The following is a 23,635-nucleotide window of genomic DNA, read 5'->3' as shown; positions in this document are numbered from 1 at the left end:
ATCCGTCACGCCGCTTTGCGGCGCGCCACCTTCCCTTACAGGGAAGGAGAGTGGGGTCCTCCCGCGTCACGCGGCGAGTGCCTCCGGCGGCTCCTTGGCACCGGTCATGAAGGCGACGGCGTCGGACATCGAGACGTCGCCGGGGCGCACGACGCATAGGCGCCGGCCCAGGCGGTGGACGTGGATGCGGTCGGCGATCTCGAAGACGTGGGGCATGTTGTGCGAGATCAGCACGATGGGCAGGCCGCGGGCGCGCACCTCCAGGATGAGGTCGAGCACGCGCCGGCTCTCCTTCACGCCGAGCGCCGCCGTCGGCTCGTCCATGATGACCACCTTCGAGCCGAAGGCGGCGGCGCGGGCCACCGCCACGCCCTGGCGCTGGCCGCCCGACAGGGTCTCCACCGCCTGATCGATGTCCTGGATGGTCATGAGGCCGAGCTCGGAGAGCTTCTGGCGGGCGATCCGGCGCATGGCGCCGCGGTCGAGCGCGCCGAGGAAGCGCCCGAGCGGGCCGCTCTTCTTGATCTCGCGGCCGAGGAACATGTTGTCGGCGATGGACAGAGCCGGCGAGAGGGCGAGCGTCTGGTAGACGGTCTCGATGCCGGCAGCTCGCGCCTCCATGGGCGATCGGAAGAGCATGGGCTCGCCCATCAGCCGCATCTCGCCCGCGTCGGGCTGCACGGCACCGGAGAGGGCCTTGATCAGCGTCGACTTGCCGGCGCCGTTGTCGCCGATGACGGCGAGGATCTCGCCCGGGTAGAGGTCGAAATCGGCGCCGTCGAGGGCGACCACGCGGCCGTAGCGCTTCGTCAGCTTGCGGGCGAGAAGGACGGGCTCGCTCATGACGCCACCTTCCGGATCCATTGGTCGATCGCCACCGCCACGATGATCAGCCAGCCGATGGCGAAGACCTGCCAGAGCACGTCGACGCCGGCCAAGCGCAAGCCCGACTGGAAGACGCCGACGATGAGCGCGCCGATCAGCGCGCCCATGATCGACCCGCGCCCGCCGAACAGGCTGATGCCGCCGATCACCACGGCGGTGATGCTCTGCAGGTTGCCCTCGTAGAAGCTCTGCGGCGAGATCGAGCCGAGCCGTCCGATGGCGGCCCAGGCGCCGACGGCGCAGACGAGGCCGGCCAGCGCATAGACCGAGATCAGCACGCGGTCGGTGCGGATGCCGGCGAGCTCGGCGGCGTCCTTGTCGTCGCCGACCGCATAGACGTGCCGGCCCCAGGCGGTGCGGTTGAGGAGATACCAGAGCGCGCCGAAGATCGCGAGGAGCAGGATCGAGCCGAAGGTGAATTGCGTGCCGAAGAGCCCGAAGCTCTGCCCGAAGACCTTGAGCATGGGCGCTTGCGCGTCGATCGCCTGCGAGCGGATGGACTGCGCGCCCGAGATCCAGAGGTTGAGGGCGAAGAACACGTTCCACGTGCCGAGCGTCACGATGAAGGGCGGGAGCTTGAGGCGCGTCACCAGGAGGCCGTTCAGCGTGCCGCAGGCGATGCCGACAGCCATGCCGAGCGGTATTGCGATGCCCGCCGGCAGGCCGAGCTCCACGGCGAGCTGGCCCATGGCCACCGTGGTGAGCACCATGATCGCCGCCACCGAGAGATCGATGCCGGCCGTGAGGATGACGAGGCTCTGCGCCGCCGCGAGGATGCCGATCACCGTAACCTGCTGCATGATCAGCGACAGGTTGAAGGGCGAGAAGAACCGCTCCCCGGCGATCAGCCCGAAGGCGACGAGGGAGAGGCCGAGCACCACGACGGGCACCATGGTGGGGTAGGCGTGCAAGAAGGCCTGCACGCGACCGAGCGCGGTGCGCCGCTGCTCGAACGAGGCGTGGCTCTCGGCCGTGGTGTCGGGGGGATGCATGCGGGTCCTCGTCACGCGACGTCGAGACGGCAGGAGCGGCACCGCCCCGTGGGGCGGTGCCGGCGCGGTGGTCCGCGCCTCAGCCCCAGCAGCGCTCGAGGCCCTCGGCGGCGGACATCGACTCCAGGCCGTCCACCGGCTCGTCGGTGACGAGCTCGACGCCGGTGTTGAAGAAGTCGAGGCCGGGCGAGGGCTCGGGCAGGGTGCCGTCGGCGGCGTATTGCGCGATGGCGTCGATGCCGAGGGAGGCCATCAGCAGCGGGAACTGCATGGAGGTGGCGCCGATGACGCCCTCCTCGACGTTGCGCACGCCCGGGCAGCCGCCGTCGACCGAGACGATCATCACGTCGCCCTCGCGGCCGACCGCACGCAGCGCCTCGTAGGCGCCCGCCGCCGCCGGCTCGTTGATCGTGTAGACGACGTTGAGGTCGGGATGGGCCTGGAGCAGGCTCTCCATGGCGGTGCGCCCGCCTTCCTCGTTGCCGTTCGTCACGTCGCGGCCGACGTAGCGCGGGTCGTCCTCGTCGCCGATGACGTCGGGGTCCTTCACGTCGATGCCGAAGCCGGCGAGGAAGCCCTGGTTGCGCAGGTAATCGACGGTGGGGACCATGGCGTTGAGGTCGAGCGAGACGATCTTCGCGTCCGCCGCCGCGTCGCCGAGCTGCGCCGCCGCCCAGCGGCCGATGAGCTCGCCCGCGAGGCGGTTGTCGGTGGCGAAGGTGGCGTCCGCCGCGTCCGCCGGCTCGAAGGGGGTGTCGAGCGCGATGACGAGGATGCCCTGGTCGCGGGCCTGCTGGACGAGGGGGACGAGGCCGGCGGAATCCGACGGCGTGATCAGGATGCCGGCGGCGCCGGCCGCGATGCAGCTCTCGATCGCCTGGATCTGGCTGTCGACGTCGCCGTCGATGCGCCCGGCATAGGATTGGAGCTCGATGCCGTGCTCGGCGGCCGCGGCCTCCGCGCCCTCGCGCATCTTGACGAAGAAGGGGTTGGCGTCGGTCTTGGTGATGAGGCAGGCCGTGGTCTCCTGCGCCGCCGCGGGCGTGGCGATGAGAGCCGTCGTCAGAGCCGCGCCGGCGACGCTCGCCAGCGCGAGCGCGATCGTATTGCGCATCGTCGTTCCTCCCGTGTGTTCTCGATCGGCCGTTCGATGCGGCCGTGAGGGGAGTGCACACCCGCCGCGATCGCGTGTCAATAATTAAATCACTGTGAATTATCAATTGACCCCTGCGGCGCCCCGACGCATCCTGGAGCGAGGGGGCGTTGGCGACCATGCGGGCCGAGACCACGAGAGAGGCCGCCGCGGTGCTGCACCGGGGCTCGAACCAGACGGGCGTGCGCGCCTACAACGAGCGGCTCGTGCTCTCGCTCCTGTGGCGCGGCGCGCCCTTGACGAAGACCGAAATCGCGCGGCTGACGGGGTTGTCGGCGCAGGCTGCATCCGTGATCGTGAGGCATCTCGAGGCGGACGGGCTGGTGCGGCGCGGAACGCCCCAGCGGGGACGCGTGGGCCAGCCCTCCGTGCCGATGTCGCTCGATCCCGACGGCGCCTACGCGATCGGGGTGAAGATCGGGCGGCGGTCCACGGACGTCGTGCTGGTCGATTTCCTCGGCCGCGTGCGGGCTCAGCACGCGATCGCCTATCCCTATCCGCAGCTCGCCGCGGTTCTCGGCTTCATCGACCGGACGGTGGACGACCTCGTCGCCGGCCTTGGTGTGGGGGCGCAGCGCCTCGCGGGGGCGGGGATCGCCACGCCCTTCGAGATCTGGAGCTGGAGCGACATCGTCGGCGCGCCGCCCGGCGCCATGGACGATTGGCGCGAGGCCGACGTGCGCGGGCATCTGGCGGAGCGCCTCGCGCGGCCCGTCGGGCTGCACAACGACGCCAATGCCGCCTGCGCCGCGGAGATCCTGTTCGGCGGGCGCGAGCGCGTGGGGGACGCGCTGACGATCTTCGTGGGGACGTTCGTCGGCGGCGGGCTGGCGCTCAACGACGGGCTCTTCGTCGGGCGGAACGGTAATGCCGCCGCCATCGGCTCCCTGCCGCTGCGCGGGCCGGACGGGCGCCCCCGCCAGCTGCTCGACGAGGCCTCCCTGCTCCACCTCGAGCGGAAGCTCGAGCGCGTGGGCATCGACACGTCCGGGATCTGGCGCGCGCAGGGGGACTGGAGCGCCTTCGAGCCGCATCTCACGGCCTGGATCGAGCAGGCGGGAGCGGGTCTCGCGATGGCGATCGTCTCCGCCGCGGCGCTGGTCGAGATCGAGACCGCGGTGGTCGACGGTATCTTCCCGGCCGCCGTGCGAGACCGGCTCATCGACGCGACCGCGCGCGAGATGGCGCGCCTGCCGGCCACTGGAATCGTCATGCCGGCGCTGCGGGCGGGCGCCGTCGGCCCCGTGGCGCGGGCGCTCGGCGCCGCCGGGCTCGCGCTGTCGGAGCGCTACCTCATCGATCAGAACACGCTGATGCGGGCGAGGGTCGGTGGATGACGACGATGTCCGATCGACCGAGCCGGAGCACCGCGATCGGCCGAACCGGCAGCCCGCCGCTCGAACCGGCGGGGGCGGAGATGCCGCTCCACGAGGAGCCTGCCAGGAGACGGTCCTGGCGCGTCCGCGCGTCGTCACCACGCTCGAAGAGGGGGCCTTCCGACCCTTGGCGGGTCGGAAGGCCGGTACTGCCGCTGCCTGTCGAGAACCTCGTCAGGCTTCCCGGTCCAACGCCGCCACGGCGTCGGCACCTGCGGGGAGCCTCATGGGGCAGTTCGGGTCCGTGGCGGCGCGCCAAACAGCCTCGGCGACGTCCGTCGAACGGGTGACGGGGCCACTGGGCTGCTGGACGTTCGCGACGACCGCGGCGGTGTAGTCCGCATAGGCCGCCGGAAACCCGCCCACGCCCTGGATGCGACCGAACGCGGTCTTGCCGAAGCTCGTCTCGGGCGCGAGGCCCGGCAGCACGATGCGGACCGCGATGCCGAAGGGCTCGAGCTCGAGCGCGACGGATTCGGTAAAGGCATTCACCGCAGCCTTGCTCGCCGTGTAGACCGACAGAAGCGGAAGCGGTTTCACCGTGACGGTCGACGTCACGTTGACGATCGTGCCCGAGCGACGCTCGCGAAACTGCGGCAGGACCGCCTGCATGGTGCGCATCGTCCCGATCGTGTTCGTCTCGAAGATGTCGCGGGCGATGCTCATCGGCGTGCCTTCTAGGGCATTGAGCCAGCCGATGCCGGCATTGTTGACGAGGACATCGATCGAACCTGCCGCCTCGACCGCCCGATGGACGCTCTCGTCGCTGCGGACGTCGAGGGGGAGGATGCGCAGGTTCTCCGAGGAGGGGAGGACGCTCGCGTCGGGCGTGCGCATGGTCGCGACGACGTTCCAGTCCCGATCGAGAAAGTGCTTGGCGATATCGAGCCCGAAGCCCGACGAGCAGCCGGTGATGAGGACGGTGTTCATGCTGTCTCCTTTGGTGCCTGTGGCGGGAGACATGTGGACGTTGCTCGGCAGACTGCCTATCATCAGCCGTCCAGTTGGCTTTCGCGAGCGTCCTGAAATGATCGATCCGTTCGCCGACGTCGTGGCGCTGCTTCAACCGAGCCTGCCGTTCTCGAAGCAGGCGAGCGGCGCCGCGTCGTGGCGCATCGACGTCTCGGTGGCCGCGGATCCTCTGTTCTGCGCGATCATGGAGGGAGCCGTGCTCCTGTCCGCCGATGGGCGGTCGCGGCTCTTGCTCGAGCAGAACGATTTCGTGCTCGTGCCGGCCGCTCGCCACATCACGATGTCGAGCCTCGACGGCGGCCCGCCCAAGGGGCAGTCGGTCCATACGACCCTCGACGACGAGGTGAGGCACGGCGATCCGGAAGGGCCGGCGAACGTGCGCATGCTGGCGGGCCGCCTGGCTTTCGGCTCGCCGGATGCCGGGCTTCTCCTTTCGCTCCTCCTCCCCGACGTCATCCATGTCCGGGGGCTCGCGCGGATCGCGACCTTGGTTCAGCTCGTCAGGAACGAGGCGCAGGACGAGCGACCAGCGAGAGAGATGGTTCTCGGGCGCCTGCTGGATGTGCTGCTCATCGAGGCGCTGCGGGCGGCCTCGGGCACCGCTGCTCATCCGGGATTGCTCCGCGGGCTGGCCGACGCCCGGCTGGCGAGCGCGATCCGCTGCATTCACGCGGACCCGCGACGTCGCTGGACGGTGACGCAATTGGCCCGAGAGGCATCCCTCTCGCGCTCGGTCTTCTTCGACAGGTTCCACAAGGAGGTCGGGCTGCCGCCGATGGAATACCTGCTGTCCTGGAGGATGGCCCTCGCCAGGGACATGCTGCGACGCGGGGAGGGTAGCGTGAAGGCGGTCGCGGAGACCGTCGGCTATGGATCCGCCAGCTCCTTCAGCGTTGCGTTCACCCGGTTCGTGGGCATCCCGCCGATGCAGTTCGCACGTCAGCACGGACGCGCGGCAGGATCGGCCCGCGAAGGCGCCGACGGCGGAATGCCCGAACGTCCGAGCCGCCGCGGGTCATGAGCCCGAGGGACGAGACAGGTGCGAGCGCCGGAACTCCTCACGGAGCGCCCGATAGAGCGCCCGCCAGCGCGGCAGCTGCGCGGCGTAGGCGTCGCGCAGCGCAGGATCGGGCGGGGTGACGTCGAGCACCGGCGGCGGTGTCGCGACCGCGGCGATCGGGTCGCCGGTCGCGGCGCAAGCGGCGAGGCGGGCGGCGCCGAAGGCTGGGCCGGTCTCGGCGCCGCGATGGCGGACGAGGGGCGTGCCGAGCGCGGATGCGAGCAGGCTGGCGAGGTAGGGGCTCCTCGCCCCGCCGCCGATCAGCCCGGCGGTCTCGATCGAGACGCCGGCGGAGGCGAGGGCGTCGCGGCCGTCCACCAGCGAGAGCACGAGACCGTCGAGGACGGCGCGCACGATGTCGGCGGGGCTCGTGTCGTGAGAGAGCCCGACGAGGACGCCCGTCGCGTACGGGTCGTCGTGGGGCGTGCGCTCGCCGGCGAGGTAGGGCAGGAAGAGCACGCGGCCGGGCGCCGTCGTCTCGCGCTCGGCCAGCGCGAGCGCGTCCGCGACCGAGAGGCCCAGCAGCCGCGCCGCCCAGGCGATGACGCTCGCGCCGTTGAGCATCGCCGCCATGGCGAACCAGCGCTGCGGCACGCAATGGCAGAAGGCGTGGACGAGGGCCTCGGGCGCGGCGCGATACGCGGCGCTCGCCACGAAGATCTGCGCCGAGGTGCCCAGCGAGACGAAGGCGTCCCCCTCGCCGACGGCGCCGATGCCGACCGCGCCCGCCGCGACGTCGCCCCCGCCGCCCGCGACGATCACCCCCTCGGGAAGCCCCAGCTCCGCCGCGAGCGCGGGGCGGACCGTTCCGGCGGTTTTTGTGCCCTCGACGAGGCGCGGCAGGCGCGTGCGCTCGAGGGCGACCGCGTCGAGCGCGGCGTCGCACCAGTCGCGCCGCGCCTGGTCGAGGAGCCAGGTGCCGGCGGCGTCCGACATGTCGGTGGCGTGCTCGCCCGTGAGATGCAGGCGGATCACGTCCTTCGGCAGGAGGAGCGTGCGGATGCGGGCGAACGCCTCCGGCTCGTGCGCCGCGAGCCAGGCGAGCTTCGGCGCGGTGAGGCCGGGCATCGGCTTCACGCCGACGATCGCCGCGAGGTGCGGGTGTTCTCGCGCGAGCGCCGCGGCTTCCTCGTGCGCCCGGCCGTCGTTCCACAGGATCGCCGGGCGGATCGGCCGGTCCGCGTCGTCGAGGAGCACGGCGCCGTGCATCTGGCCCGAGAGGCCGATGGCCCGCGTGGCGGCATAGGCCTCGGGCGCTTGGGCGCGGAGGGTAGCCAGCGCGGCGAGGGTGGCGTCCCACCAGGCGTCCGGGTGCTGCTCCGACCAGAGCGGCTTCGGGCGCTGGGTGCCGAGGGGGACCTCGGCGGTGGCGAGGACGCGCTGGTCGGCGTCGACGAGGACGGCCTTGAGGGCGGAGGTGCCGAGGTCGAGGCCGATGGTGGTGGGGGCGTCCACGATCGCGCTCAGTCGAACGGTGCGGCGACGTTCAGATCCGACGCCGCGCGCGCCAGCCGCTTGTCGCGCGTCCAGAGCTTCGCTCCCGGCGTGAGGCAGACGCCGGCGAGCAGATGTGCGTCGACGAAGCCGATCCCCCGCCCGAAAAGCCGCGATCGTTCTATGAACGGAATGATCTCCGTGTCGCCCGCGACGATGAGCTCGGGCAAATCCTCCAGCATTTCGCGAACTGCATGACGGTTGCGCAGGCTCCCCAGCATCAGCTCCGCGATCACGAAGGGATGCATCCCGATGCGCTCTTCGGCCAGCAGCGCCATCAGCCGCTCGTCCCCCGCCCGGAAATGATCCACCCAGACGGAGGTGTCTGCGCAGATCATTCCGGTTCGCTACGGCGGCGAGGCGGAGCTTCGAGGTCGGGTTCGGATCCACCGAGCAGCGCCAAGCGGCGCGCGCTTTCACGCGCGACGAGCGCCTTCAGCGCCTCACGCATCAACGCGGGGTGTTCCTTGATGCCGGTGAGGGACTTCGCTCGTGCGACGAGGTCGTCGTCGAGCGCAATCGTCGTGCGCATGGGGGCCTCCAATGACGCACGGAATATCGCATCAGATGATGCTGATTTCAATGCTAGAACAACGACAGCACCAGCGCGATCGCGATCACCCACACGCCCAGCACGACGGCCCGCCCGCGGCCCGCCGCGGCCTCGCCGGCGCGCTCGATCGAGGACGGCGCGAGCGCGATGCCGCGCTCGGTCCCCTGCTCGAGCTGCACCAGCAGCCGCTCGGCGCGGACTGCGATGTCGGGCAGGTCCTGGAGCACGCCGAACAGCGTGCGCGCGCCGCGGCCGACGTCCTCGATGCGGCCGATGGGGCCGAGATTGCGCTCGATCCATTCGCGCACGACGGGCTCCGCGATGGTCCACATGTCGAGATGCGGGTCGAGCCGACGGGCGACGCCCTCCACCACCACCATGGTCTTCTGGAGCATGACGAGCTCGGTGCGCGTCTGCATCTCGAAGATGGCGGTGACCTCGAAGAGGAGCGCCAGCACGCGCGCCATGGAGATCTCGTCGGCGCGCCGGTCGTGGATCGGCTCGCCGATGGCGCGGATCGCCTGGGCGAAGTCGAGCACGGAATGGCGTGGGGGCACGTAGCCCGCCTCGAAATGCACCTCCGCCACGCGGACGTAGTCGCGCTGGATGAAGCCGAGCAGGATCTCGGCGAGGAAGCGCCGCTCGCGATGGCCGAGCCGGCCCATGATGCCGGTGTCCACCGCGACGAGCCGTCCGCTCGCGTCGACGAAGAGGTTGCCGGGGTGCATGTCGGCGTGGAAGAAGCCGTCGCGGATCGCCTGGCGCAGGAAGCTCTGGATGACGATGCGCGCCAGAGCCACGCGGTCGTGGCCGGCGGCGTCGATCTCGTCGAGCTTGTTGAGCTTGATGCCGTCGATCCATTCCAGCGTGAGCACCTCGCGGTCGGTGAGGTCCCATTCGGGCTTGGGCACGCGGAATTCAATGTCGTTCTTGGTGTTCTCGGCGAGCTCGGAGAGGGCGGCGGCCTCGAGGCGCAGGTCCATCTCGATGATGACGGAGCGCGCGAGCGTCTCCACTACCTCGACGGTGCGCAGGCGCCGGGCCTCCGGCGCGTAGCCCTCGAAGACGCGCGCGGCGAAGCGCATGTCCTGGAGGTCGCGCGAGAAGCGTTGGCGCACGCCCGGGCGCGCCACCTTCACGGCGACGACCTGCTCGGTGCCCTCCGGCGTCTTCATCACCGCGCGGTGGACCTGGGCGATGGAGGCGGCGGCGACGGCCTCGCCGAAATGCGAGAAGATCGCCTCGATCGGACGCCCCAGCGCCTCCTCGACGACGCGCACCGCCTCCTCGCGGGGGAAGGGCGGCAGGCGGTCCTGCAGGCTCTCGAGATCGCGTGCGGCCTGGAAGCCGACGATGTCGGGGCGCGTCGCCAGGAACTGGCCGAACTTCACGTAGGAGGGCCCGAGCCGCGTCAGCGCCGCGGCGAGCCGGCTCTCGGAGGAGCCGGCGTCGCGGCGCTCCACGAGGCGGGCGAGCTTGAGACCGAGCCGCGGCAGGGGCGGCAGGACGGAGGGATCGACGAGCGCGAGCGCGCCCTCGCGGGCGAGCACGAACCCGGCACGCGCCATGCGCGCGATGTGGACGGCGGCTCCGATCACGAACGCACGCCCATCAGATCTTCCAGCCCGAATGCAGGCGCACGATGCCGCCCGTCATGGCCCGGTGCGTGACGCGCCGGAAGCCGGCCTCCTCGATCATGTCGGCGAAGACGCCCGGCGTCGGGAAGCGGCGGATCGATTCGACGAGGTAGCGATAGCTCTCCGCGTCCCCCGTCACCGCCTTGCCCAGGCGCGGGATGACGTTGAAGGAATAGGCGTCGTAGATCCGGTCGAAGCCCGGCATGTCGGGCATGGAGAACTCGAGGCACAGGAAGCGCCCGCCGGTCTTGAGCACCCGGTGCGCCTCGGCGAGCGCGGCCTCGATGCGCGGCACGTTGCGGATGCCGAAGGCGATGGTGTAGCCGTCGAAGCTCCTGTCCTCGAAGGGCAGGCTCTCGGCGTTGCCTTCGACGAACTCGGCGCGCGGGCCGTAGCGCTCGCCTGCCCGCTCGCGGCCCACCGCCAGCATGTCCGGGTTGATGTCGAGCACGGTGACGTGCGCCGCCGGCCCGGCCTCGTCGAGGACGCGAAAGGCGATGTCGCCCGTGCCGCCGGCGACGTCGAGATGGCGGTAGGGGCGCGTGCGCGGCGGACGCAGCGCGGACACCATGGCGTCCTTCCAGGCGCGGTGGAGGCCCACCGACATCAGGTCGTTCATCAGGTCGTAGCGGGAGGCGACCGAGCGGAACACCTCGTCGACGCGCCCCTGCTTCTCGCCGAGCGCGACGGTCTCGTAGCCGAAATGGGTGGTGCCGGGATCGGTGCGCGCCTGGGTCTCGTCGGCCATGCTTCTCGTCCGTTCTCGAAGGTCGCCTGCCGGCCCTCGTCGTCGTCGTCGCGGGGAGACATAGCGAAAGTGCCCGCCCGAGGCTATCTGATCTAGGCGGCCGGCCCGCTTTTCCCACCCGCACGCCCCGCGCAACGCCATCCGCCCGAGATCAGCGACGAAATGCCCGAGCTTCCCGAAGTCGAGACCGTCCGCCGTGGCCTCGAGCCCGCCCTCGTGGGGGCGCGCTTCGCGTCGGTCGAGCAACGCCGGCCGGACCTGCGGTTTCCGTTCCCCGAGCGCTTCGTGGCGCGGCTCGAGGGCGCGCGGGTCGAGGCGCTCTCCCGGCGGGCGAAGTACCTCGTCGCGGACCTCTCGACCGGCGAGAGCCTGATCATGCATCTGGGCATGACGGGGCGCTTCACCGTGGCGCTGCCGGAGCGCACGATCGTGCCGGGCGAGTTCCACCACGATCCGGGCACGATGCCGATCCACGACCACGTCGTGTTCAAGCTCGATACGGGCACGCGCATCACCTACAACGACGTGCGGCGCTTCGGCTACATGGACCTCGTCGCCTCCGCCGAGCTCGCCTCGTGCAAGCACTTCGCCGCGCTCGGCATCGAGCCGCTCGGCAACGCGCTCTCGGGCGAGACGCTGGCGCGGCTCTTCGTGCACAAGATCGCCCCGCTCAAGGCCGCGCTCCTCGACCAGCGGCTGATCGCGGGCTTGGGCAACATCTACGTCTGCGAGGCGCTCCACCGCGCCGGGCTGCATCCGGAGGCGCCGGCGGGCTCGATCGCGACGAAGACCGGGCGCCCACGCCCGAGCGCGCATCGGCTGGCGGAGGAGATCCGCGCCGTGCTGAACGAGGCGGTCGCGGCCGGCGGCTCGACGCTTCGCGACTTCGCGCACGCGGACGGCTCGCTCGGCTATTTCCAGCACGGCTTTCGCGCCTACGACCGCGAGGGCGAGCCCTGCCGCAACGCCGGCTGCGGGGGCACGATCGCGCGCATCGTGCAGTCGGGACGCTCGACGTTCTATTGCGCGGATTGCCAGACGCGCTGAGGCGTCACCCGCCGAACCGCCGCGCGACGGAGCGCGAGAGCCGCTCGCCCTCGACGAGGTAGCCCGCGATGGCGCGCTCGGCGGCGGGGGTGCAGACGCGATAGGTGAGCGCGAAGGCGCGGTAGCCGCGATTGTACGCGCCGGCGAGGCGCTCGGCGCGGGTCTCGCCTTCGGCCTCGATGAGGCGCTGCATGCGAGCCGGCCATTCGGGCGCGTCGGCGTCGCCGCACAGATCGCGCAGGAACGCGAGCGCGCCCATCACCTCCGACAAGCGCATGAGATCGGGCTCGTAGGCGGGTGCGGGTGTGGGCTCGACGGGGGGAGGGGCGTCCTGCGCCAGGGCGGGCGCGACGAGGCCGAGCGCGGCGGCGAGGAGGAGCGCGCCGGCGCGCGCGCGGGCACGGCTCATCGGGCGGCCTCCGCCATGGCGATGGCGGTGCGCACGATGGCGGGCAGGCCCGGCGTCGTGGGGAGGCTCTCGACCTCGGCTCCGTCGACCCAGCGGATGGCGGTCGCCTCCGGCCCCGTGACGCCCTCGCCCTCGCGCCAGCGCGCGGCGTGGGCCTGGATGACGAAATGCGCGGTGACGCGTCCGCTCCCGTCGCGCTCGATGATCTCGACGGGGCGGATCGGGCCGATCATCTCGGCCGTGACGCCCACTTCCTCGCCGAGCTCGCGCAGGGCCGCCTCGGCGAGGGTCTCGCCGGTCTCGACGAGGCCGCCGGGGAGGGTGAAGATCCCGCGCATGGGCGGCTTGCCCCGGGCGGCGAGGAGCACGCGGCCGTCGCGCACGACGGCGACGCTGGCGGCGAGGAAGGGGCGGGAGGGATTGTAGCGGTCGTCGGTCACGGCTGCGTTTGTCGCCAATCCCGCGCGGAAGGGCAAGCGGCGAGACGCGGAAGCGCGTGACGCGGGCACCGTCACGAGACCGTCGGACGGGCGCGCTAGGGAGCCCGCTTCCGTCGTCGCGCTACGAGCCCGCCCCGAGAGCCCGCCAGAGGAGCCGAGACCCGTGAAGCGCCTGTCCGAAACGCCCCTCGTCCACGAGGGCGCCCGCATCGTCGACACGCGGCTCGGCCGCTATACCGAGGTGGGCGCGCGCACGCGCCTGACCGAGAGCGTGCTCGACGATTACTCCTACATCGTCGAGGATGGCGAGGTCGCCTACACGACGATCGGCAAGTTCACCTCGATCGCCCGCATGGTGCGCATCAACCCCGGCAACCATCCGATGGAACGGGCGAGCCAGGCGCACTTCACCTACCGCGCCTCCGCCTACTGGCCCGATCTGGAGGAGGACGAGGCGGCGTTCTTCGAATGGCGGCGTTCGTTCCCCGTGACCATCGGCCACGACGTCTGGATCGGCCACGGGGCGGTGATCCTGCCCGGGCGCACGATCGGCACCGGGGCGGTGGTGGGGGCGGGCGCCATCGTGACGAAGGACGTCGCGCCCTACACGATCGTCGTCGGAAACCCCGCCCGCCCCATCCGCCGCCGCTTCCCCGAGGACGTCGCCGAGCGCCTCCTCGCGCTCTCCTGGTGGGACTGGGACCACGAGCGCCTGCGCCGCGCGCTGCCGGCTTTCAGGGGGCTCGGGGTTGAGGCGTTTCTGGAGCGGGAGGGGATTTAGTCGTCCGCTTTTCGTTCGACGAAATTCGCACCATCGGCTATTCTACCCCCATCGACTACTCATCGGATGAGGATGATCATGCCCGAGGGCGATAGTGGAGCGGCTAAGACCCGCGTCCAGCTCGACCTTTCTCCCGAAGAGGTCGCGCGTCTCAACTGGATGATGGAGGTCTGCGGGATCGCGACGCGCAAGGACCTCTTCAACAACGCGCTGACCTTGATGGAGTGGGCGGTGGACGAGATCGTGGACGGTCGCCGCATCGCATCGCTCACGGACGAGAACGGCGATCGGCATTTCGTCACCATGCCCGCCCTGCGGAATGCGGAGCGGCAGAAGAACCAGTGGGTGCCTAAGCAGAGCCGAAAGCACGCGCTCGGATAGCGTCCGAGATTTAGATTTGACCCCTGGTCGAGCTTTAGGCTAAGGCGCCCTCGCAGAAGCGGGGGCTGCGTATGGCAGATCATTTCCGTGAGATCGGTATCGCGCCATTCGTCCAGGAGACGGATGTCGCTCCGCCACCCCCGGAGCGGCTCGTCGTCGTCTTGCATGGCATGCGGGACGACGGGTTCTGGCGCCACACGTTCCAAGCCGAAGCGGACCGGTTCGTCAGCGGGCGGGTCGCCATCGAGGCCGTCAACTTCGGTCGTCTCGACACGTGGGCGTTCCTCACCGGCTCGAAGGCGCGGCTCATCGAGGAATTCGTTCTCGGAAGGATCGCGACGATCGTCGCCAGGCACCCCGACGCGCGCCTCTTCTTTTTCGCCCACAGCTACGGTACGAGCGTTCTCGCGCGGCTTGTGCCCAGGATCGAACGCCGGATCACCGGAGTCTTTCTCGCCGGAGCAATCTGTCACCCTATCGATGCGGGGCTCTTCGATAGCGTCGAGACTTTCGTCGTGAACGAATGTGGCGTCCACGACGTGTGGCCGCTCGTGGCGGCGACGGTGAAGCCGAGCGTCTACGGACCCGTGGGTACATGCGGCTTCAATGGCGCGCCGATCGTCGATCGCTTCTTCCGATACGATCATTCGGGCGCGCTGACCCAGGAGCATTTTCGCCACTGGGTTCTTCCTGCCATCGTGACGGAGCGCCTCCGTCGATCGAAGCCCATCGACCCGGGCTGGCGCAAGCACGTTCCCGTCTACGCCCGTCGATGCCTCGTCATAGCCGTCGCGGCACTCATTCTCGTCGTCGCTCTCCAGCTGGGGTGACTCACCACTCCACCACCATCTCCACCCGATCCGCCGAAAACAGCGCGCGGGTCGCCTGAATGCGGGTCCCTTCCGGGTCGGTGTTGACGTTGTCGAGGACGAGGAGGATGCGGCCCGGTGCGAGGTCGAGGGCGGCGGCCTCCTCGGGCGCGGCGGGGCGGGCGGTGACCGTGCTCGTGAGCCGGCGATAATCGGGTATGCCCATGCGGCGATAGGCGAGGGTGAGGGAGCGCGTCTCCCTGAAGAGGGCGTCGAGCCCCGCGAAGCGCGGCAGCGGGAAGGTGCTCGTCGCGAGCGAGATCGGCGTGCCGTCGGCGGCGCGCATCGTCACGAGCTCGAGCACCGGCGCGCCCGCGGCGAGGCCCAGCCGCTCGGCCGCCCACGCGTTTGCCGCGGTCTCCCGGGCCGAGATCAGCTCGCCGGAGGCCTGGCGTCCCGCGCCGGCGACGATCTCCGTGAAGCGGGTGCGCGGGCCGATCGGGTAGGCGAGCGTGCGCGCCTCGACGAAGGTGCCGCGTCCCTGCGTCGCGCGCACGAGGCCGCGGGCGGCGAGCTCCGAGAGGGCGCGCCGCACGGTGTGGCGGTTCACGCCGAAACGCTCGGCGAGGCTCGTCTCCGGCGCCAGCCTGTCCCCCGGCGCCAGGCGCCCGGAGGCGATGTCCGCCTCGATCCCGTCGACGATCTGGCGCCAGGCGGCGACGCCGGCGCCGCGGATCAGGGACGGGGATGCAGGCGAGGGCGGGGGCGAGGGCGAGGGGTCGGGCATCTGTCACCGAAACTTCATTTGACCGGCTTGGCGGATTGTCTATATCACTAGACAACTTTTCGGCCAACCCGTTCGGAGCGGTCATGACCTCCTCTACCACGAGTGCCGCAACCCCGCAGGGCGTCCGCGCCCGGCAAGCGGCGATGCGGCTGTGCGCCTTGGCGCGCACCGACGAGCTCGACGCGGCGCTCGCCGCCCTCGACGCACCCGCCGACGTCGCGGACCTTCGTCGGCCCGAGACCGGGCTCGTGATGACGCGCGGGCGCATCGGCGGCGACGGGCGCCCGTTCAACGCCGGCGAGGCGACGGTCACCCGCGCCGCCGTGCGCCTGCCCACCGGCGAGGCGGGGTTCGCCTACCATCTGGGGCGTGACGCCGTCCGCGCTCGAAAGGCGGCGATCCTGGACGCGCTCTTCCAGGCGCGACCGGACGCCGTCGAGGTGGCGCTGGCACCTGTGGCCGACCGGGTCGCCGCCGAGCGCGCCCGCGAGGCGCGCCAGGTCGCCGCGACGAAGGTCGATTTCTTCACGATGGTCCGCGGGGAGGACTGAGATGGATACGCTCGCCCTCGCACCCGGCTTCGCCGATCCCGTCATCGAGGCGCAAGGCGCCTTCCGGGCCGTGATGGAGGCGCTCGCGCGCCCCGGCACGCTCCAGCGCCTGCCGGTCGCCATCGCGCCGCCTGCGCCGCTGACCCCGGCGCTCGCCGCGATCGCGCTGACCCTCGCCGACCACGAGGCGCCGCTCTGGCTCGACGTGCCGCTGGCGCGCGTGCCGGCGGTGGCGGACTGGCTGCGTTTCCACACCGGCGCGCGGATCGTCACCGACGGGTGCGAGGCCGCCTTCGCGCTGATCGCCGATCCGGCCGGCATGCCGGGCTTCGAGGCCTTCGCGCTCGGCGAGCAGGCCTTCCCCGACCGCTCGACCACCCTCGTGCTCGCCTGCGAGCGGCTGGAGAGCGGCGCGGGGCTCCACCTGGAGGGGCCCGGCATTCGCGAGAGCGCGCGCCTCGCCGCTTCGCCTCTGCCGAAGGATTTCCTCGCGCGCTTTCGGGCGAACGGAGCGCTGTTCCCACGGGGCGTCGACGTGCTCCTCACGGCCGGCGATCGCGTCGCCGGCCTGCCGCGCACCACCATGATCCGGGAGTGAGCCCATGTACGTCGCGGTGAAGGGCGGCGAGGCCGCCATCGACAACGCCCACGCGCTCCTGGCGGACGCGCGGCGCGGCGACCGCTCCGTGCCCGAGATCGGCACGGACCAGATCGCCGAGCAGCTCGCGCTCGCCGTCGACCGGGTGATGACGGAGGGATCGCTGTACGATCGCGAGCTCGCCGCGCTCGCCATCAAGCAGGCGCGGGGAGACCTGATCGAGGCGATCTTCCTGCTGCGCGCCTTCCGCACGACGCTGCCGCGCTTCGGCTATTGCGAGGCCCTCGACACGGGCGCCATGCGGGTGCGCCGGCGCATCTCGGCGACCTACAAGGACCTGCCGGGCGGGCAGGTGCTGGGGCCGACCTTCGATTACACGCATCGCCTCGTCGACTTCGCCCTCGCGGCCGGCGTCGAGCCGCCGCCGGCGCCGGAGGCCGCCCTCGACGCGGCGCGCGAGGAGGACGCCGCGCGCATGCCGCGCGTCACCGATCTCCTCGCCGGCGAGGACCTGATCGAGCGCGAGAGCGCCGACGCCGATGCGCCGGTCGCCGACCTCACCCGTGCGCCCCTGGGCTTCCCGGCGTCGCGCGACCTGCGGCTCCAGGCGCTGACGCGGGGCGACGAGGGCTTCCTCCTCGCGCTCGGCTACTCGACGCAGCGCGGCTACGGCAAGAACCATCCCTTCGTGGGCGAGGTGCGTATCGGTACTGTCGAGGTGGGCTTCGTGCCCGAGGAACTGGGCTTCGAGGTGCCGCTGGGCGAGATGCTCGTCACCGAGTGCCAGATGGTCAACCAGTTCAAGGGCTCCGCCGAGGTGCCCCCGCAATTCACCCGCGGTTACGGCTTGGCGTTCGGCCAGAACGAGCGCAAGGCCATGGCCATGTCCCTCGTCGACCGGGCGCTGCGCGCCGGCGAGCTCGACGAGGAGCGCCGCAATCCCGCCCAGGACGAGGAATTCGTGCTCTCGCACGCCGACAACGTCCAGGCGACGGGCTTCGTCGAGCACCTGAAGCTGCCGCATTACGTGGACTTCCAGGCGGAGCTCCATCTCGTGCGCGGCATGCGCGCGGAGATCGCCGTGCGCCGGGCCGCGTCGGCGCAAGGCGAGAGCACGCAGGACGAGAGCGCATCCGAGACGAAGGAGGCCGCGGAATGAGCGCCGAGACCACGATCGAGACGGCCGGCGCTCCGCGAGGAGCCGCCGACGCCGCCACCGGCTACAACTTCGCCTATCTCGACGAGCAGACGAAGCGGATGATCCGCCGCGCGATCCTCAAGGGCATCGCGATCCCCGGATACCAGGTGCCCTTCGCCTCGCGGGAGATGCCGATGCCCTACGGCTGGGGCACGGGCGGCGTGCAGGTGACGGCCTCCGTCATCGGCCCCGACGACGTGCTCAAGGTCATCGACCAGGGCTCGGACGACACGACGAACGCGGTCTCGATCCGCAAGTTCTTCGCGCGCACCGCCGGCGTCGCGACGACGACGCACACGGCCGAGGCGACGATGATCCAGACGCGCCACCGCATCCCGGAGGCGCCGCTGCGCGAGGGGCAGATCCTGGTCTACCAGGTGCCGATCCCCGAGCCGCTGCGCCTGCTCGAGCCGCGGGAGACGGAGACGCGCACGCTCCACGCGCTCGCGGAGTACGGCGTCATGCACGTGAAGCTCTACGAGGACATCGCCCAGCACGGGCACATCGCCAAGACCTACGACTATCCCGTCGAGGTGAACGGGCGCTACGTCATGGCGCCCTCGCCGACGCCGAAGTTCGACAACCCGAAGATGGAGATGTCGCCGGCGCTGCAGCTCTTCGGCGCGGGGCGCGAGCAGCGCATCTACGCGGTGCCGCCCTACACGCGGGTGCGCTCGCTGGACTTCGAGGACCACCCCTTCACCATCCAGCGCTTCGCCGAGCCCTGCGCGCTCTGCGCGGCGACGGGCGTGTATCTCGACGAGGTCGTCCTCGACGACCGGGGCGGGCGCATGTTCGTGTGCTCGGACAGCGATCATTGCGAGGAGCGGCGGGCGGCGGGGCATCGGGGGACGATGCTCGCGGGAGCGGCAGGAACGGAGAACGATCATGCGTGAGGGCGCCCTCCTCGAGGCCCGCGGCCTCACCAAGCTCTACGGCCCGCATGTCGGCTGCGCGGACGTGTCCTTCGATCTCTTCCCCGGCGAGGTCCTCGCGATCGTGGGCGAATCGGGCTCGGGCAAGTCGACGCTGCTCTCGGTGCTCTCCACCGAGATGGAGCCCAGCGACGGCGCCGTGTCCTACCGCATGCGCGACGGCGCGGTGGAGAGCCTGTTCGACCTCGACGAGGCGCGCCGCCGGGTGCTGATGCGCACCGATTGGGGCTTCATCCGCCAGGACGCGGCGCAGGGCCTGCGCATGCGCGTTTCCGCCGGCGGGAACGTCGGCGAGCGGCTGATGGCGGTGGGGCAGCGCCATTACGGGAAGATCCGCGCCAGCGCCGAGGACTGGCTCGCGCGGGTGGAGATCGACGTCGCGCGCATCGACGACAAGCCGACGACGTTCTCGGGCGGCATGCGCCAGCGCCTGCAGATCGCCCGCAACCTCGTCACCCATCCCCGCCTCGTCCTCATGGACGAGCCGACGTCGGGCCTCGACGTGTCGGTGCAGGCGCGCCTCCTCGACCTGATCCGCGGCCTCGTCGCGGAGCTCGGCCTCGCCGTGATCATCGTGACGCACGATCTCGCCGTGGCGCGGCTCCTGTCGCACCGGATCATGGTCATGCGCCACGGCCGCGTGATCGAGACGGGGCTCACCGACCAGGTGCTCGACGATCCGCACGAGCCCTACACGCAATTGCTCGTCTCGTCCGTGCTGGCGGCGTGAGGAGGGGCCCGACATGAGAGAAGACCTCGTCTCCCTGGAGCGCGTCTCCAAGACCTTCACCCTGCATCTGCGCGAGGGCACGCGGCTCGACGTCGTCGAGGACGTGACCTTCGCGGTGGAAGCCGGCGAGTGCGTCGTCCTCGGCGGGCCGTCGGGGGCGGGCAAGTCCTCGCTGCTGAAGATGATCTACGGCAATTACCGCTGCGACGCGGGCGCGATCCGCGTGCGCTCGGCCGACGGCGAGATGGTCGACGTCGCGAGCGCCTCACCGCGGGAGGTGATGCGGCTGCGGCGCACGACCATGGGCTACGTCAGCCAGTTCCTGCGCGTGATCCCCCGGGTGGGCGCGCGCGAGGTGATCGCGGCGGAAGGTCGCGAGGGCGGCCTCGACGCCGCGCGCGCGGACACCCGCGCCCGCGACCTCCTCGCGCTCCTGAACCTGCCCGAGCGGCTCTGGGACTTGCCGCCCGCGACCTTCTCGGGCGGCGAGCAGCAGCGCGTGAACATCGCACGCGGGCTCATCGCGCCGCGCACCGTGCTCCTCCTCGACGAGCCGACCGCATCCCTCGACGCCGCGAATCGCGCCGTCGTGATAGAGCTGATCCGCGAGAAGCGGGAGGCGGGCTGTGCGCTGGTCGGCATCTTCCACGATGCCGACGTGCGCGACGCGGTCGCGACCCGCGTCGTCGACGTGACACGCTTCAAGTCTAGACACGCCGCCTGAGCCACCGCCCGAGAGCCCGAGAGATGCACACCGACAGCCCGAAGAGCTACGTCATCGAGAACGCCGAGATCGTCTTGCCGGACGCGGTCATCCGCGGCTTCGTCGCCGTGGAGAACGGCACGATCGCCGAGGTGGGGGAGGGGCGCGCGCCCGAGACGGGCTTCGACATGGGCGGGGACATGCTGATCCCCGGGCTCGTCGAGCTGCACACGGACCATCTCGAGAGCCATTACGCCCCGCGCCCGAAGGTGCGCTGGCATCCGCTGGGCGCCGTGCTCGCCTACGACGCGCAGATCGTCACCTCGGGCATCACGACGGTCTTCGATTCGCTGCGGGCGGGCACGGATCTCGACGCGCCGAGCCTGGGCGGCGAGCTCTTCACCATTGCCGAGGCGCTCGACGAGGCGCGCCGCCACAAGCTCTTCCGGGCCGAGCACTACACGCATCTGCGCTGCGAGATCCCCTCGCCGGACATCCTCGAATCGGTGGAGAACTTCGCGGCCGTGTTCCCGGTGGGCCTGCTGTCTCTGATGGACCACACGCCGGGGCAGCGCCAGTTCCGCGATCTCGAGAAGTACTTCGTCTATTACAGCGGCAAGAACGACAAGAGCCGCGAGGAGACGGAGGCGCTCGTCGCCCGGCGCGTCGCGCGCAACGCCGCCGCGGTGGCGGCGAACCGGCCCGCCCTCGTCGCCATGGCGCAGGCGCGCGGCATTCCCATGGCGAGCCACGACGACACCACCCGCGAGGACGTCGACGCTTCGTACGAAGCGGGCGTGTCGCTGGCGGAGTTTCCCACGACGGTGGAGGCCGCGCAGGCCTGCCGCGCGCGCGGCATCACCGTGATGATGGGCGCGCCGAACCTCATTCGCGGTGGCTCGCATTCCGGCAACGTCGCCGCCCAGACCCTGGCGCAGGAGGGGCTCCTCGACATCCTTTCCTCGGACTACGTGCCGGCGAGCCTGCTGATGGCGGCGTTCCGCCTGCCGGAGCGGGTCGAATCGATCTCGCTCCCGCAGGCGATCCGCACCGTGACGCTCAACCCGGCCCGCGCCACGGGGCTCGGCGATCGCGGCGCGATCGCGAAGGGGCTGCGCGCCGATCTCGTGCGCGTGCGCATCGCTGGCGAGACGCCGGTCGTGCGCCAGGTCTGGCGCGAAGGGGAGCGGGTGGCGTGAGCGGGGCGGCAGACCGGAGCGGGCCGGGCGCCCTCGTCCTCGTCGTCGGCCCCAGCGGCGTCGGCAAGGACACGCTGATCGACGGCGCGCGGGCGGCGCTCGCGGGAGACGAGCGCATCCGCTTCCCGCATCGCCTGGTGACGCGGCCTGTGAGCGCGCACGAAGCGCACGACACGATCTCGCAGGCCGATTTCGACGAGGGCGTCGCGACCGGCCGCTTCGCGCTGTGGTGGCGCGCGCACGGGCTCGGCTACGCCATCCCGCGCAAAGTGACGCAGGCGGTGGAGGACGGCGCGGTGTGCGTCGTCAACGGCTCGCGCTCGCGGGTGGAGGCGGCGCGCGCGGCGCTGCCGGGGGTCGTCGTCGTGGAGGTCACGGCGCCGCGGGAGGTGCTCGCAGCGCGCATCGCCGCGCGGGGGCGCGACGAGGACGCGCAGGCCCGCCTCGCCCGCTCCGACGGCCTCGCGCCGATCGAGGCGGACGTGACCATCGTCAACGACCGCTCGCCGGAGGAGGGTATCGCGGCTCTCGTCGCGGCGTTGCGCGGGATCGGGACGCGGGGCGTCGCGGGCGCTCTCGAAGAGGTCGGCGCACGACAGTGAGGCTTGCTTCCGCGCACGCCTTGCGCCACCATCTCCGATGGAGGACCCGCGCGTGCGCAACAACCCGCTCGACCGTACGCTCGCCGACGTGGCGGCGATCGACAGGGCTCGGACGGAAGCCGAGCTGCGTGACGCGCTCATCGGCGTCGCTCGCCGCTGGGGCTTCGAGCGCGTTCTCGCCGGGACGCTGCCGGCGCCCGGTGCCTCTCGCACGGAGCAGATCGAGAACGTTCTGGTCTCGGACTGGCCCGAGGGATGGGTGCGCCGCTATTTCGGCCGCGGCTACCTCTTCACGGACCCCGCGATCCGGCGTGTCCGCGAGCAGAGCCGACCGTTCCTGTGGAGCGAGCTGACGCCGCTGTGCGTCCAGGACTGGGCGGCGCAGCGCGTGATGGACGAGGCCGGCGATTTCGGCCTTCGCCACGGGCTCACGGTCCCTTTGACGACGCTCGACGGGCGCCTCGCCGGCGTGTCCTTCGCCGGAGCGCAGGTCGAGGTCGCACCGGAGACCCGCGGCACGCTGGCGCTCCTCGCCACCTATTCCGTCGCTCACTCGCAGAAGCTGCGCAACGCACAGGCCTCCGCGCCGGTGCTGGACGCGGAGGTCGAGGAGGTGGTGCGGCTGTCGCCACGCGAGCTCGAGGCGCTGCAATGGGCGGCGGAGGGCCGCACGGAGGACGAGATCGGTGACCTGATGACGATCTCCACGCACGGCGTCGAGAAGCACATGCGCGCCGCACGCCGCAAGCTCGGTGCGCGCAACCGAACCCACGCGGTGGCCGAGGCCATCCGGCGGGGCATCATCCGTTGAGGAGTACGGAAACCCGGACTGATCGTTATCCGTAGCTTCCCCTAGCGTGCCGGGCCGCGCGCACGCGGAAGGACGCAGACACGGAAGACCATGGCTCCGAGCACTCCCGAAATCTCCAAGGCAGAGCTTCTGAAGGCCTTGCGCGAGGCCGCCGGGGAGGCGCAGGCGCGCGAGCGGGTCGCGGCTCATACGCCCGACGTCGGCGACGAGGCGACGCTCGCCGACGCCTGGCGCCGGGCGGACGACGCGGCCCGCGCGATCCTCTCCGAGGACGCGCACGAGAGCGAGGCCTGTCGTGCCCGCTACGAAGCGCGGCTTTGGCTCGACGGCAGCCTGCCGGGGCCTGGAGCCGGCACGACGCCCGGGCTGCCGCAGCCCGTCCCGGGGTCGCTCGCCGGGGTCTCCGCGGCCGGGCTCGTCTCGGCGGTGGACACGATCGAAGGTCTCGCGGAGATCACCCGTACGGCGATCGGCGTCGGCGACCTCGTCCGCCAGGCGGAAGAGCGGCTCGCCGCGCGCGACCCGCAGGCGGCCTGCGCGCTGCGGCTCCTGGCCGAGCTGATGGACGCCATCGCTGCGGCCTCGGTGGAGAGGCTCGACGCGCGCGAGCCTGCGACCCGCGACGCGGCGCGACGACGCGCGTCGGCGCTCGTCTGCCAAGCGCTGGCGCGGGGAGACGCCCGCGCGCTGGAGCGTGCCGGCATGATCGCCATGCGCGCGGGGCTGGAGCTGTTCGAGCTGGAGTGACTGAGGCGGCGGGCGTGGCGGGCCCGGCGGCCCGCCT

At 71.3% G+C, this 23,635-nt stretch carries 28 protein-coding genes; 16 read left to right on the top strand and 12 right to left on the bottom strand.

From position 1 onward, the window contains the following. Positions 1-66 precede the first annotated feature (66 nt). From IEX89_RS07980 to IEX89_RS07970, 3 genes are all read right to left on the bottom strand, one after another. Entirely contained in the window at positions 67-843 is a 777-nt protein-coding gene (locus tag IEX89_RS07980; protein WP_373290559.1) for an ATP-binding cassette domain-containing protein, read from the bottom strand. After that, on the bottom strand, positions 840-1,877 hold the full coding sequence (locus IEX89_RS07975; protein ID WP_188911459.1) for an ABC transporter permease: 1,038 nt from the start codon (positions 1,875-1,877) through the stop codon (positions 840-842). Before IEX89_RS07975 ends, IEX89_RS07980 begins: the two co-directional genes overlap by 4 nt. A gap of 79 nt (positions 1,878-1,956) precedes the next feature. Next, entirely contained in the window at positions 1,957-2,991 is a 1,035-nt protein-coding gene (locus IEX89_RS07970) for a substrate-binding domain-containing protein (protein ID WP_188911457.1), read from the bottom strand. Positions 2,992-3,149: 158 nt separating this feature from the next. Between IEX89_RS07970 and IEX89_RS07965 the strand changes: the two genes are divergently transcribed. Continuing rightward, positions 3,150-4,367, top strand: coding sequence for an ROK family transcriptional regulator (locus tag IEX89_RS07965; RefSeq protein WP_188911852.1), 1,218 nt, complete (start codon positions 3,150-3,152; stop codon positions 4,365-4,367). Between the two features lie 213 nt (positions 4,368-4,580). Here IEX89_RS07965 and IEX89_RS07960 read toward each other — a convergent pair whose 3' ends face one another. Next, on the bottom strand, positions 4,581-5,336 hold the full coding sequence (locus IEX89_RS07960; RefSeq protein WP_188911456.1) for an SDR family oxidoreductase: 756 nt from the start codon (positions 5,334-5,336) through the stop codon (positions 4,581-4,583). Between the two features lie 97 nt (positions 5,337-5,433). On the opposite strand from IEX89_RS07960, the gene IEX89_RS07955 reads away from it, so the two are divergent. Beyond that, positions 5,434-6,399: a helix-turn-helix transcriptional regulator gene (locus IEX89_RS07955; protein ID WP_188911453.1), complete on the top strand. Its 966-nt coding sequence runs from the start codon at positions 5,434-5,436 to the stop codon at positions 6,397-6,399. On the opposite strand, the gene xylB is transcribed toward IEX89_RS07955, so the two are convergent. Genes xylB through ubiE form a run of 5 tightly spaced genes read right to left on the bottom strand, consistent with a single transcriptional unit; the run spans position 6,394 to position 10,870 of the window. Further along, positions 6,394-7,893 (bottom strand): xylulokinase, encoded by a 1,500-nt coding sequence (gene xylB / locus IEX89_RS07950; protein WP_244645184.1) that lies wholly within the window; start codon positions 7,891-7,893, stop codon positions 6,394-6,396. The genes IEX89_RS07955 and xylB overlap by 6 nt on opposite strands. A gap of 8 nt (positions 7,894-7,901) precedes the next feature. Further along, a complete protein-coding gene (locus tag IEX89_RS07945; protein ID WP_188911451.1) occupies positions 7,902-8,270 on the bottom strand; it encodes a type II toxin-antitoxin system VapC family toxin in 369 nt (122 codons plus the stop codon). Further along, complete coding sequence (locus IEX89_RS07940) at positions 8,267-8,464, bottom strand: type II toxin-antitoxin system VapB family antitoxin (protein WP_188911450.1); 198 nt, start codon at positions 8,462-8,464, stop codon at positions 8,267-8,269. Before IEX89_RS07940 ends, IEX89_RS07945 begins: the two co-directional genes overlap by 4 nt. Positions 8,465-8,517: 53 nt before the next feature. Further along, positions 8,518-10,083, bottom strand: a complete 1,566-nt coding sequence (gene ubiB, locus IEX89_RS07935) for a 2-polyprenylphenol 6-hydroxylase (RefSeq protein WP_188911448.1) — start codon at positions 10,081-10,083, stop codon at positions 8,518-8,520. A gap of 13 nt (positions 10,084-10,096) precedes the next feature. Further along, the gene (ubiE, locus tag IEX89_RS07930; RefSeq protein ID WP_188911446.1) at positions 10,097-10,870 is read right to left on the bottom strand and encodes a bifunctional demethylmenaquinone methyltransferase/2-methoxy-6-polyprenyl-1,4-benzoquinol methylase UbiE; all 774 of its coding nucleotides are present in this window, start codon (positions 10,868-10,870) and stop codon (positions 10,097-10,099) included. A gap of 162 nt (positions 10,871-11,032) precedes the next feature. Between ubiE and mutM the strand changes: the two genes are divergently transcribed. Further along, the gene (gene mutM, locus IEX89_RS07925) at positions 11,033-11,917 is read left to right on the top strand and encodes a bifunctional DNA-formamidopyrimidine glycosylase/DNA-(apurinic or apyrimidinic site) lyase (RefSeq protein WP_188911445.1); all 885 of its coding nucleotides are present in this window, start codon (positions 11,033-11,035) and stop codon (positions 11,915-11,917) included. A 4-nt stretch (positions 11,918-11,921) separates the two neighbouring features. On the opposite strand, the gene IEX89_RS07920 is transcribed toward mutM, so the two are convergent. Then, positions 11,922-12,326, bottom strand: coding sequence for a TIGR02301 family protein (locus tag IEX89_RS07920; protein ID WP_188911443.1), 405 nt, complete (start codon positions 12,324-12,326; stop codon positions 11,922-11,924). Then, positions 12,323-12,766 carry an NUDIX hydrolase gene (locus tag IEX89_RS07915; RefSeq protein WP_244645180.1) on the bottom strand — a complete coding sequence of 148 codons (444 nt, stop codon included), beginning with the start codon at positions 12,764-12,766 and terminating at the stop codon, positions 12,323-12,325. Before IEX89_RS07915 ends, IEX89_RS07920 begins: the two co-directional genes overlap by 4 nt. A gap of 163 nt (positions 12,767-12,929) precedes the next feature. Between IEX89_RS07915 and IEX89_RS07910 the strand changes: the two genes are divergently transcribed. The 3 genes from IEX89_RS07910 (at position 12,930) to IEX89_RS07900 (ending at position 14,758) form a co-directional block, all read left to right on the top strand. Further along, positions 12,930-13,547 (top strand): DapH/DapD/GlmU-related protein, encoded by a 618-nt coding sequence (locus tag IEX89_RS07910; protein ID WP_188911439.1) that lies wholly within the window; start codon positions 12,930-12,932, stop codon positions 13,545-13,547. Between the two features lie 78 nt (positions 13,548-13,625). Next, positions 13,626-13,928: a hypothetical protein gene (locus IEX89_RS07905; RefSeq protein WP_188911437.1), complete on the top strand. Its 303-nt coding sequence runs from the start codon at positions 13,626-13,628 to the stop codon at positions 13,926-13,928. Positions 13,929-13,999: 71 nt separating this feature from the next. After that, positions 14,000-14,758, top strand: coding sequence for an alpha/beta fold hydrolase (locus tag IEX89_RS07900; protein ID WP_188911435.1), 759 nt, complete (start codon positions 14,000-14,002; stop codon positions 14,756-14,758). 1 nt (position 14,759) lies between these two features. Here IEX89_RS07900 and phnF read toward each other — a convergent pair whose 3' ends face one another. Continuing rightward, on the bottom strand, positions 14,760-15,524 hold the full coding sequence (phnF, locus tag IEX89_RS07895) for a phosphonate metabolism transcriptional regulator PhnF (RefSeq protein WP_188911433.1): 765 nt from the start codon (positions 15,522-15,524) through the stop codon (positions 14,760-14,762). Between the two features lie 83 nt (positions 15,525-15,607). On the opposite strand from phnF, the gene phnG reads away from it, so the two are divergent. From phnG to IEX89_RS07845, 10 genes are all read left to right on the top strand, one after another. Beyond that, entirely contained in the window at positions 15,608-16,075 is a 468-nt protein-coding gene (gene phnG / locus IEX89_RS07890) for a phosphonate C-P lyase system protein PhnG (protein WP_244645178.1), read from the top strand. Position 16,076: 1 nt separating this feature from the next. Then, positions 16,077-16,673 carry a phosphonate C-P lyase system protein PhnH gene (gene phnH, locus IEX89_RS07885; RefSeq protein ID WP_188911431.1) on the top strand — a complete coding sequence of 199 codons (597 nt, stop codon included), beginning with the start codon at positions 16,077-16,079 and terminating at the stop codon, positions 16,671-16,673. Between the two features lie 4 nt (positions 16,674-16,677). Next, positions 16,678-17,832 (top strand): carbon-phosphorus lyase complex subunit, encoded by a 1,155-nt coding sequence (locus IEX89_RS07880; protein ID WP_188911429.1) that lies wholly within the window; start codon positions 16,678-16,680, stop codon positions 17,830-17,832. Further along, on the top strand, positions 17,829-18,767 hold the full coding sequence (locus tag IEX89_RS07875) for an alpha-D-ribose 1-methylphosphonate 5-phosphate C-P-lyase PhnJ (RefSeq protein WP_188911427.1): 939 nt from the start codon (positions 17,829-17,831) through the stop codon (positions 18,765-18,767). The genes IEX89_RS07880 and IEX89_RS07875 overlap by 4 nt, the downstream gene beginning before the upstream one ends. Next, positions 18,760-19,536 (top strand): phosphonate C-P lyase system protein PhnK, encoded by a 777-nt coding sequence (gene phnK / locus IEX89_RS07870; protein ID WP_188911425.1) that lies wholly within the window; start codon positions 18,760-18,762, stop codon positions 19,534-19,536. The genes IEX89_RS07875 and phnK overlap by 8 nt, the downstream gene beginning before the upstream one ends. Before the next feature lie 13 nt (positions 19,537-19,549). Continuing rightward, on the top strand, positions 19,550-20,260 hold the full coding sequence (gene phnL / locus IEX89_RS07865; protein ID WP_188911423.1) for a phosphonate C-P lyase system protein PhnL: 711 nt from the start codon (positions 19,550-19,552) through the stop codon (positions 20,258-20,260). Between the two features lie 23 nt (positions 20,261-20,283). Then, a complete protein-coding gene (locus IEX89_RS07860) occupies positions 20,284-21,438 on the top strand; it encodes an alpha-D-ribose 1-methylphosphonate 5-triphosphate diphosphatase (RefSeq protein WP_188911420.1) in 1,155 nt (384 codons plus the stop codon). Continuing rightward, entirely contained in the window at positions 21,435-22,040 is a 606-nt protein-coding gene (gene phnN / locus IEX89_RS07855; RefSeq protein WP_188911418.1) for a phosphonate metabolism protein/1,5-bisphosphokinase (PRPP-forming) PhnN, read from the top strand. The genes IEX89_RS07860 and phnN overlap by 4 nt, the downstream gene beginning before the upstream one ends. A 52-nt stretch (positions 22,041-22,092) precedes the next feature. Next, the gene (locus tag IEX89_RS07850) at positions 22,093-22,851 is read left to right on the top strand and encodes a helix-turn-helix transcriptional regulator (protein WP_188911416.1); all 759 of its coding nucleotides are present in this window, start codon (positions 22,093-22,095) and stop codon (positions 22,849-22,851) included. Between the two features lie 90 nt (positions 22,852-22,941). Further along, on the top strand, positions 22,942-23,598 hold the full coding sequence (locus tag IEX89_RS07845) for a hypothetical protein (RefSeq protein WP_188911414.1): 657 nt from the start codon (positions 22,942-22,944) through the stop codon (positions 23,596-23,598). Positions 23,599-23,635 lie beyond the last annotated feature (37 nt).

Origin of the sequence: Salinarimonas ramus (assembly GCF_014645695.1) — a bacterium.
GTDB lineage: Bacteria > Pseudomonadota > Alphaproteobacteria > Rhizobiales > Beijerinckiaceae > Salinarimonas > Salinarimonas ramus.
The sequence above is the reverse complement of the archived record's forward strand: the minus strand, read 5'-3'. Positions and strand labels throughout refer to the sequence as shown.

Bases quoted from the DNA above. Each gene is read 5' to 3' on its own strand.
- IEX89_RS07980 (WP_373290559.1), bottom strand. From the start codon at position 843: ATGAGCGAGCCCGTCCTTCTCGCCCGCAAGCTGACGAAGCGCTACGGC.
- IEX89_RS07975 (WP_188911459.1), bottom strand. From the start codon at position 1,877: ATGCATCCCCCCGACACCACGGCCGAGAGCCACGCCTCGTTCGAGCAG.
- IEX89_RS07965 (WP_188911852.1), top strand. From the start codon at position 3,150: ATGCGGGCCGAGACCACGAGAGAGGCCGCCGCGGTGCTGCACCGGGGC.
- IEX89_RS07970 (WP_188911457.1), bottom strand. From the start codon at position 2,991: ATGCGCAATACGATCGCGCTCGCGCTGGCGAGCGTCGCCGGCGCGGCT.
- phnH (WP_188911431.1), top strand. From the start codon at position 16,077: ATGGATACGCTCGCCCTCGCACCCGGCTTCGCCGATCCCGTCATCGAG.
- IEX89_RS07905 (WP_188911437.1), top strand. From the start codon at position 13,626: ATGCCCGAGGGCGATAGTGGAGCGGCTAAGACCCGCGTCCAGCTCGAC.
- IEX89_RS07920 (WP_188911443.1), bottom strand. From the start codon at position 12,326: ATGAGCCGTGCCCGCGCGCGCGCCGGCGCGCTCCTCCTCGCCGCCGCG.
- phnK (WP_188911425.1), top strand. From the start codon at position 18,760: ATGCGTGAGGGCGCCCTCCTCGAGGCCCGCGGCCTCACCAAGCTCTAC.
- IEX89_RS07875 (WP_188911427.1), top strand. From the start codon at position 17,829: ATGAGCGCCGAGACCACGATCGAGACGGCCGGCGCTCCGCGAGGAGCC.
- IEX89_RS07860 (WP_188911420.1), top strand. From the start codon at position 20,284: ATGCACACCGACAGCCCGAAGAGCTACGTCATCGAGAACGCCGAGATC.
- IEX89_RS07960 (WP_188911456.1), bottom strand. From the start codon at position 5,336: ATGAACACCGTCCTCATCACCGGCTGCTCGTCGGGCTTCGGGCTCGAT.
- phnF (WP_188911433.1), bottom strand. From the start codon at position 15,524: ATGCCCGACCCCTCGCCCTCGCCCCCGCCCTCGCCTGCATCCCCGTCC.
- mutM (WP_188911445.1), top strand. From the start codon at position 11,033: ATGCCCGAGCTTCCCGAAGTCGAGACCGTCCGCCGTGGCCTCGAGCCC.
- IEX89_RS07845 (WP_188911414.1), top strand. From the start codon at position 22,942: ATGGCTCCGAGCACTCCCGAAATCTCCAAGGCAGAGCTTCTGAAGGCC.
- IEX89_RS07880 (WP_188911429.1), top strand. From the start codon at position 16,678: ATGTACGTCGCGGTGAAGGGCGGCGAGGCCGCCATCGACAACGCCCAC.
- ubiE (WP_188911446.1), bottom strand. From the start codon at position 10,870: ATGGCCGACGAGACCCAGGCGCGCACCGATCCCGGCACCACCCATTTC.
- phnG (WP_244645178.1), top strand. From the start codon at position 15,608: ATGACCTCCTCTACCACGAGTGCCGCAACCCCGCAGGGCGTCCGCGCC.
- phnL (WP_188911423.1), top strand. From the start codon at position 19,550: ATGAGAGAAGACCTCGTCTCCCTGGAGCGCGTCTCCAAGACCTTCACC.
- IEX89_RS07945 (WP_188911451.1), bottom strand. From the start codon at position 8,270: ATGATCTGCGCAGACACCTCCGTCTGGGTGGATCATTTCCGGGCGGGG.
- IEX89_RS07900 (WP_188911435.1), top strand. From the start codon at position 14,000: ATGGCAGATCATTTCCGTGAGATCGGTATCGCGCCATTCGTCCAGGAG.
- IEX89_RS07955 (WP_188911453.1), top strand. From the start codon at position 5,434: ATGATCGATCCGTTCGCCGACGTCGTGGCGCTGCTTCAACCGAGCCTG.
- IEX89_RS07940 (WP_188911450.1), bottom strand. From the start codon at position 8,464: ATGCGCACGACGATTGCGCTCGACGACGACCTCGTCGCACGAGCGAAG.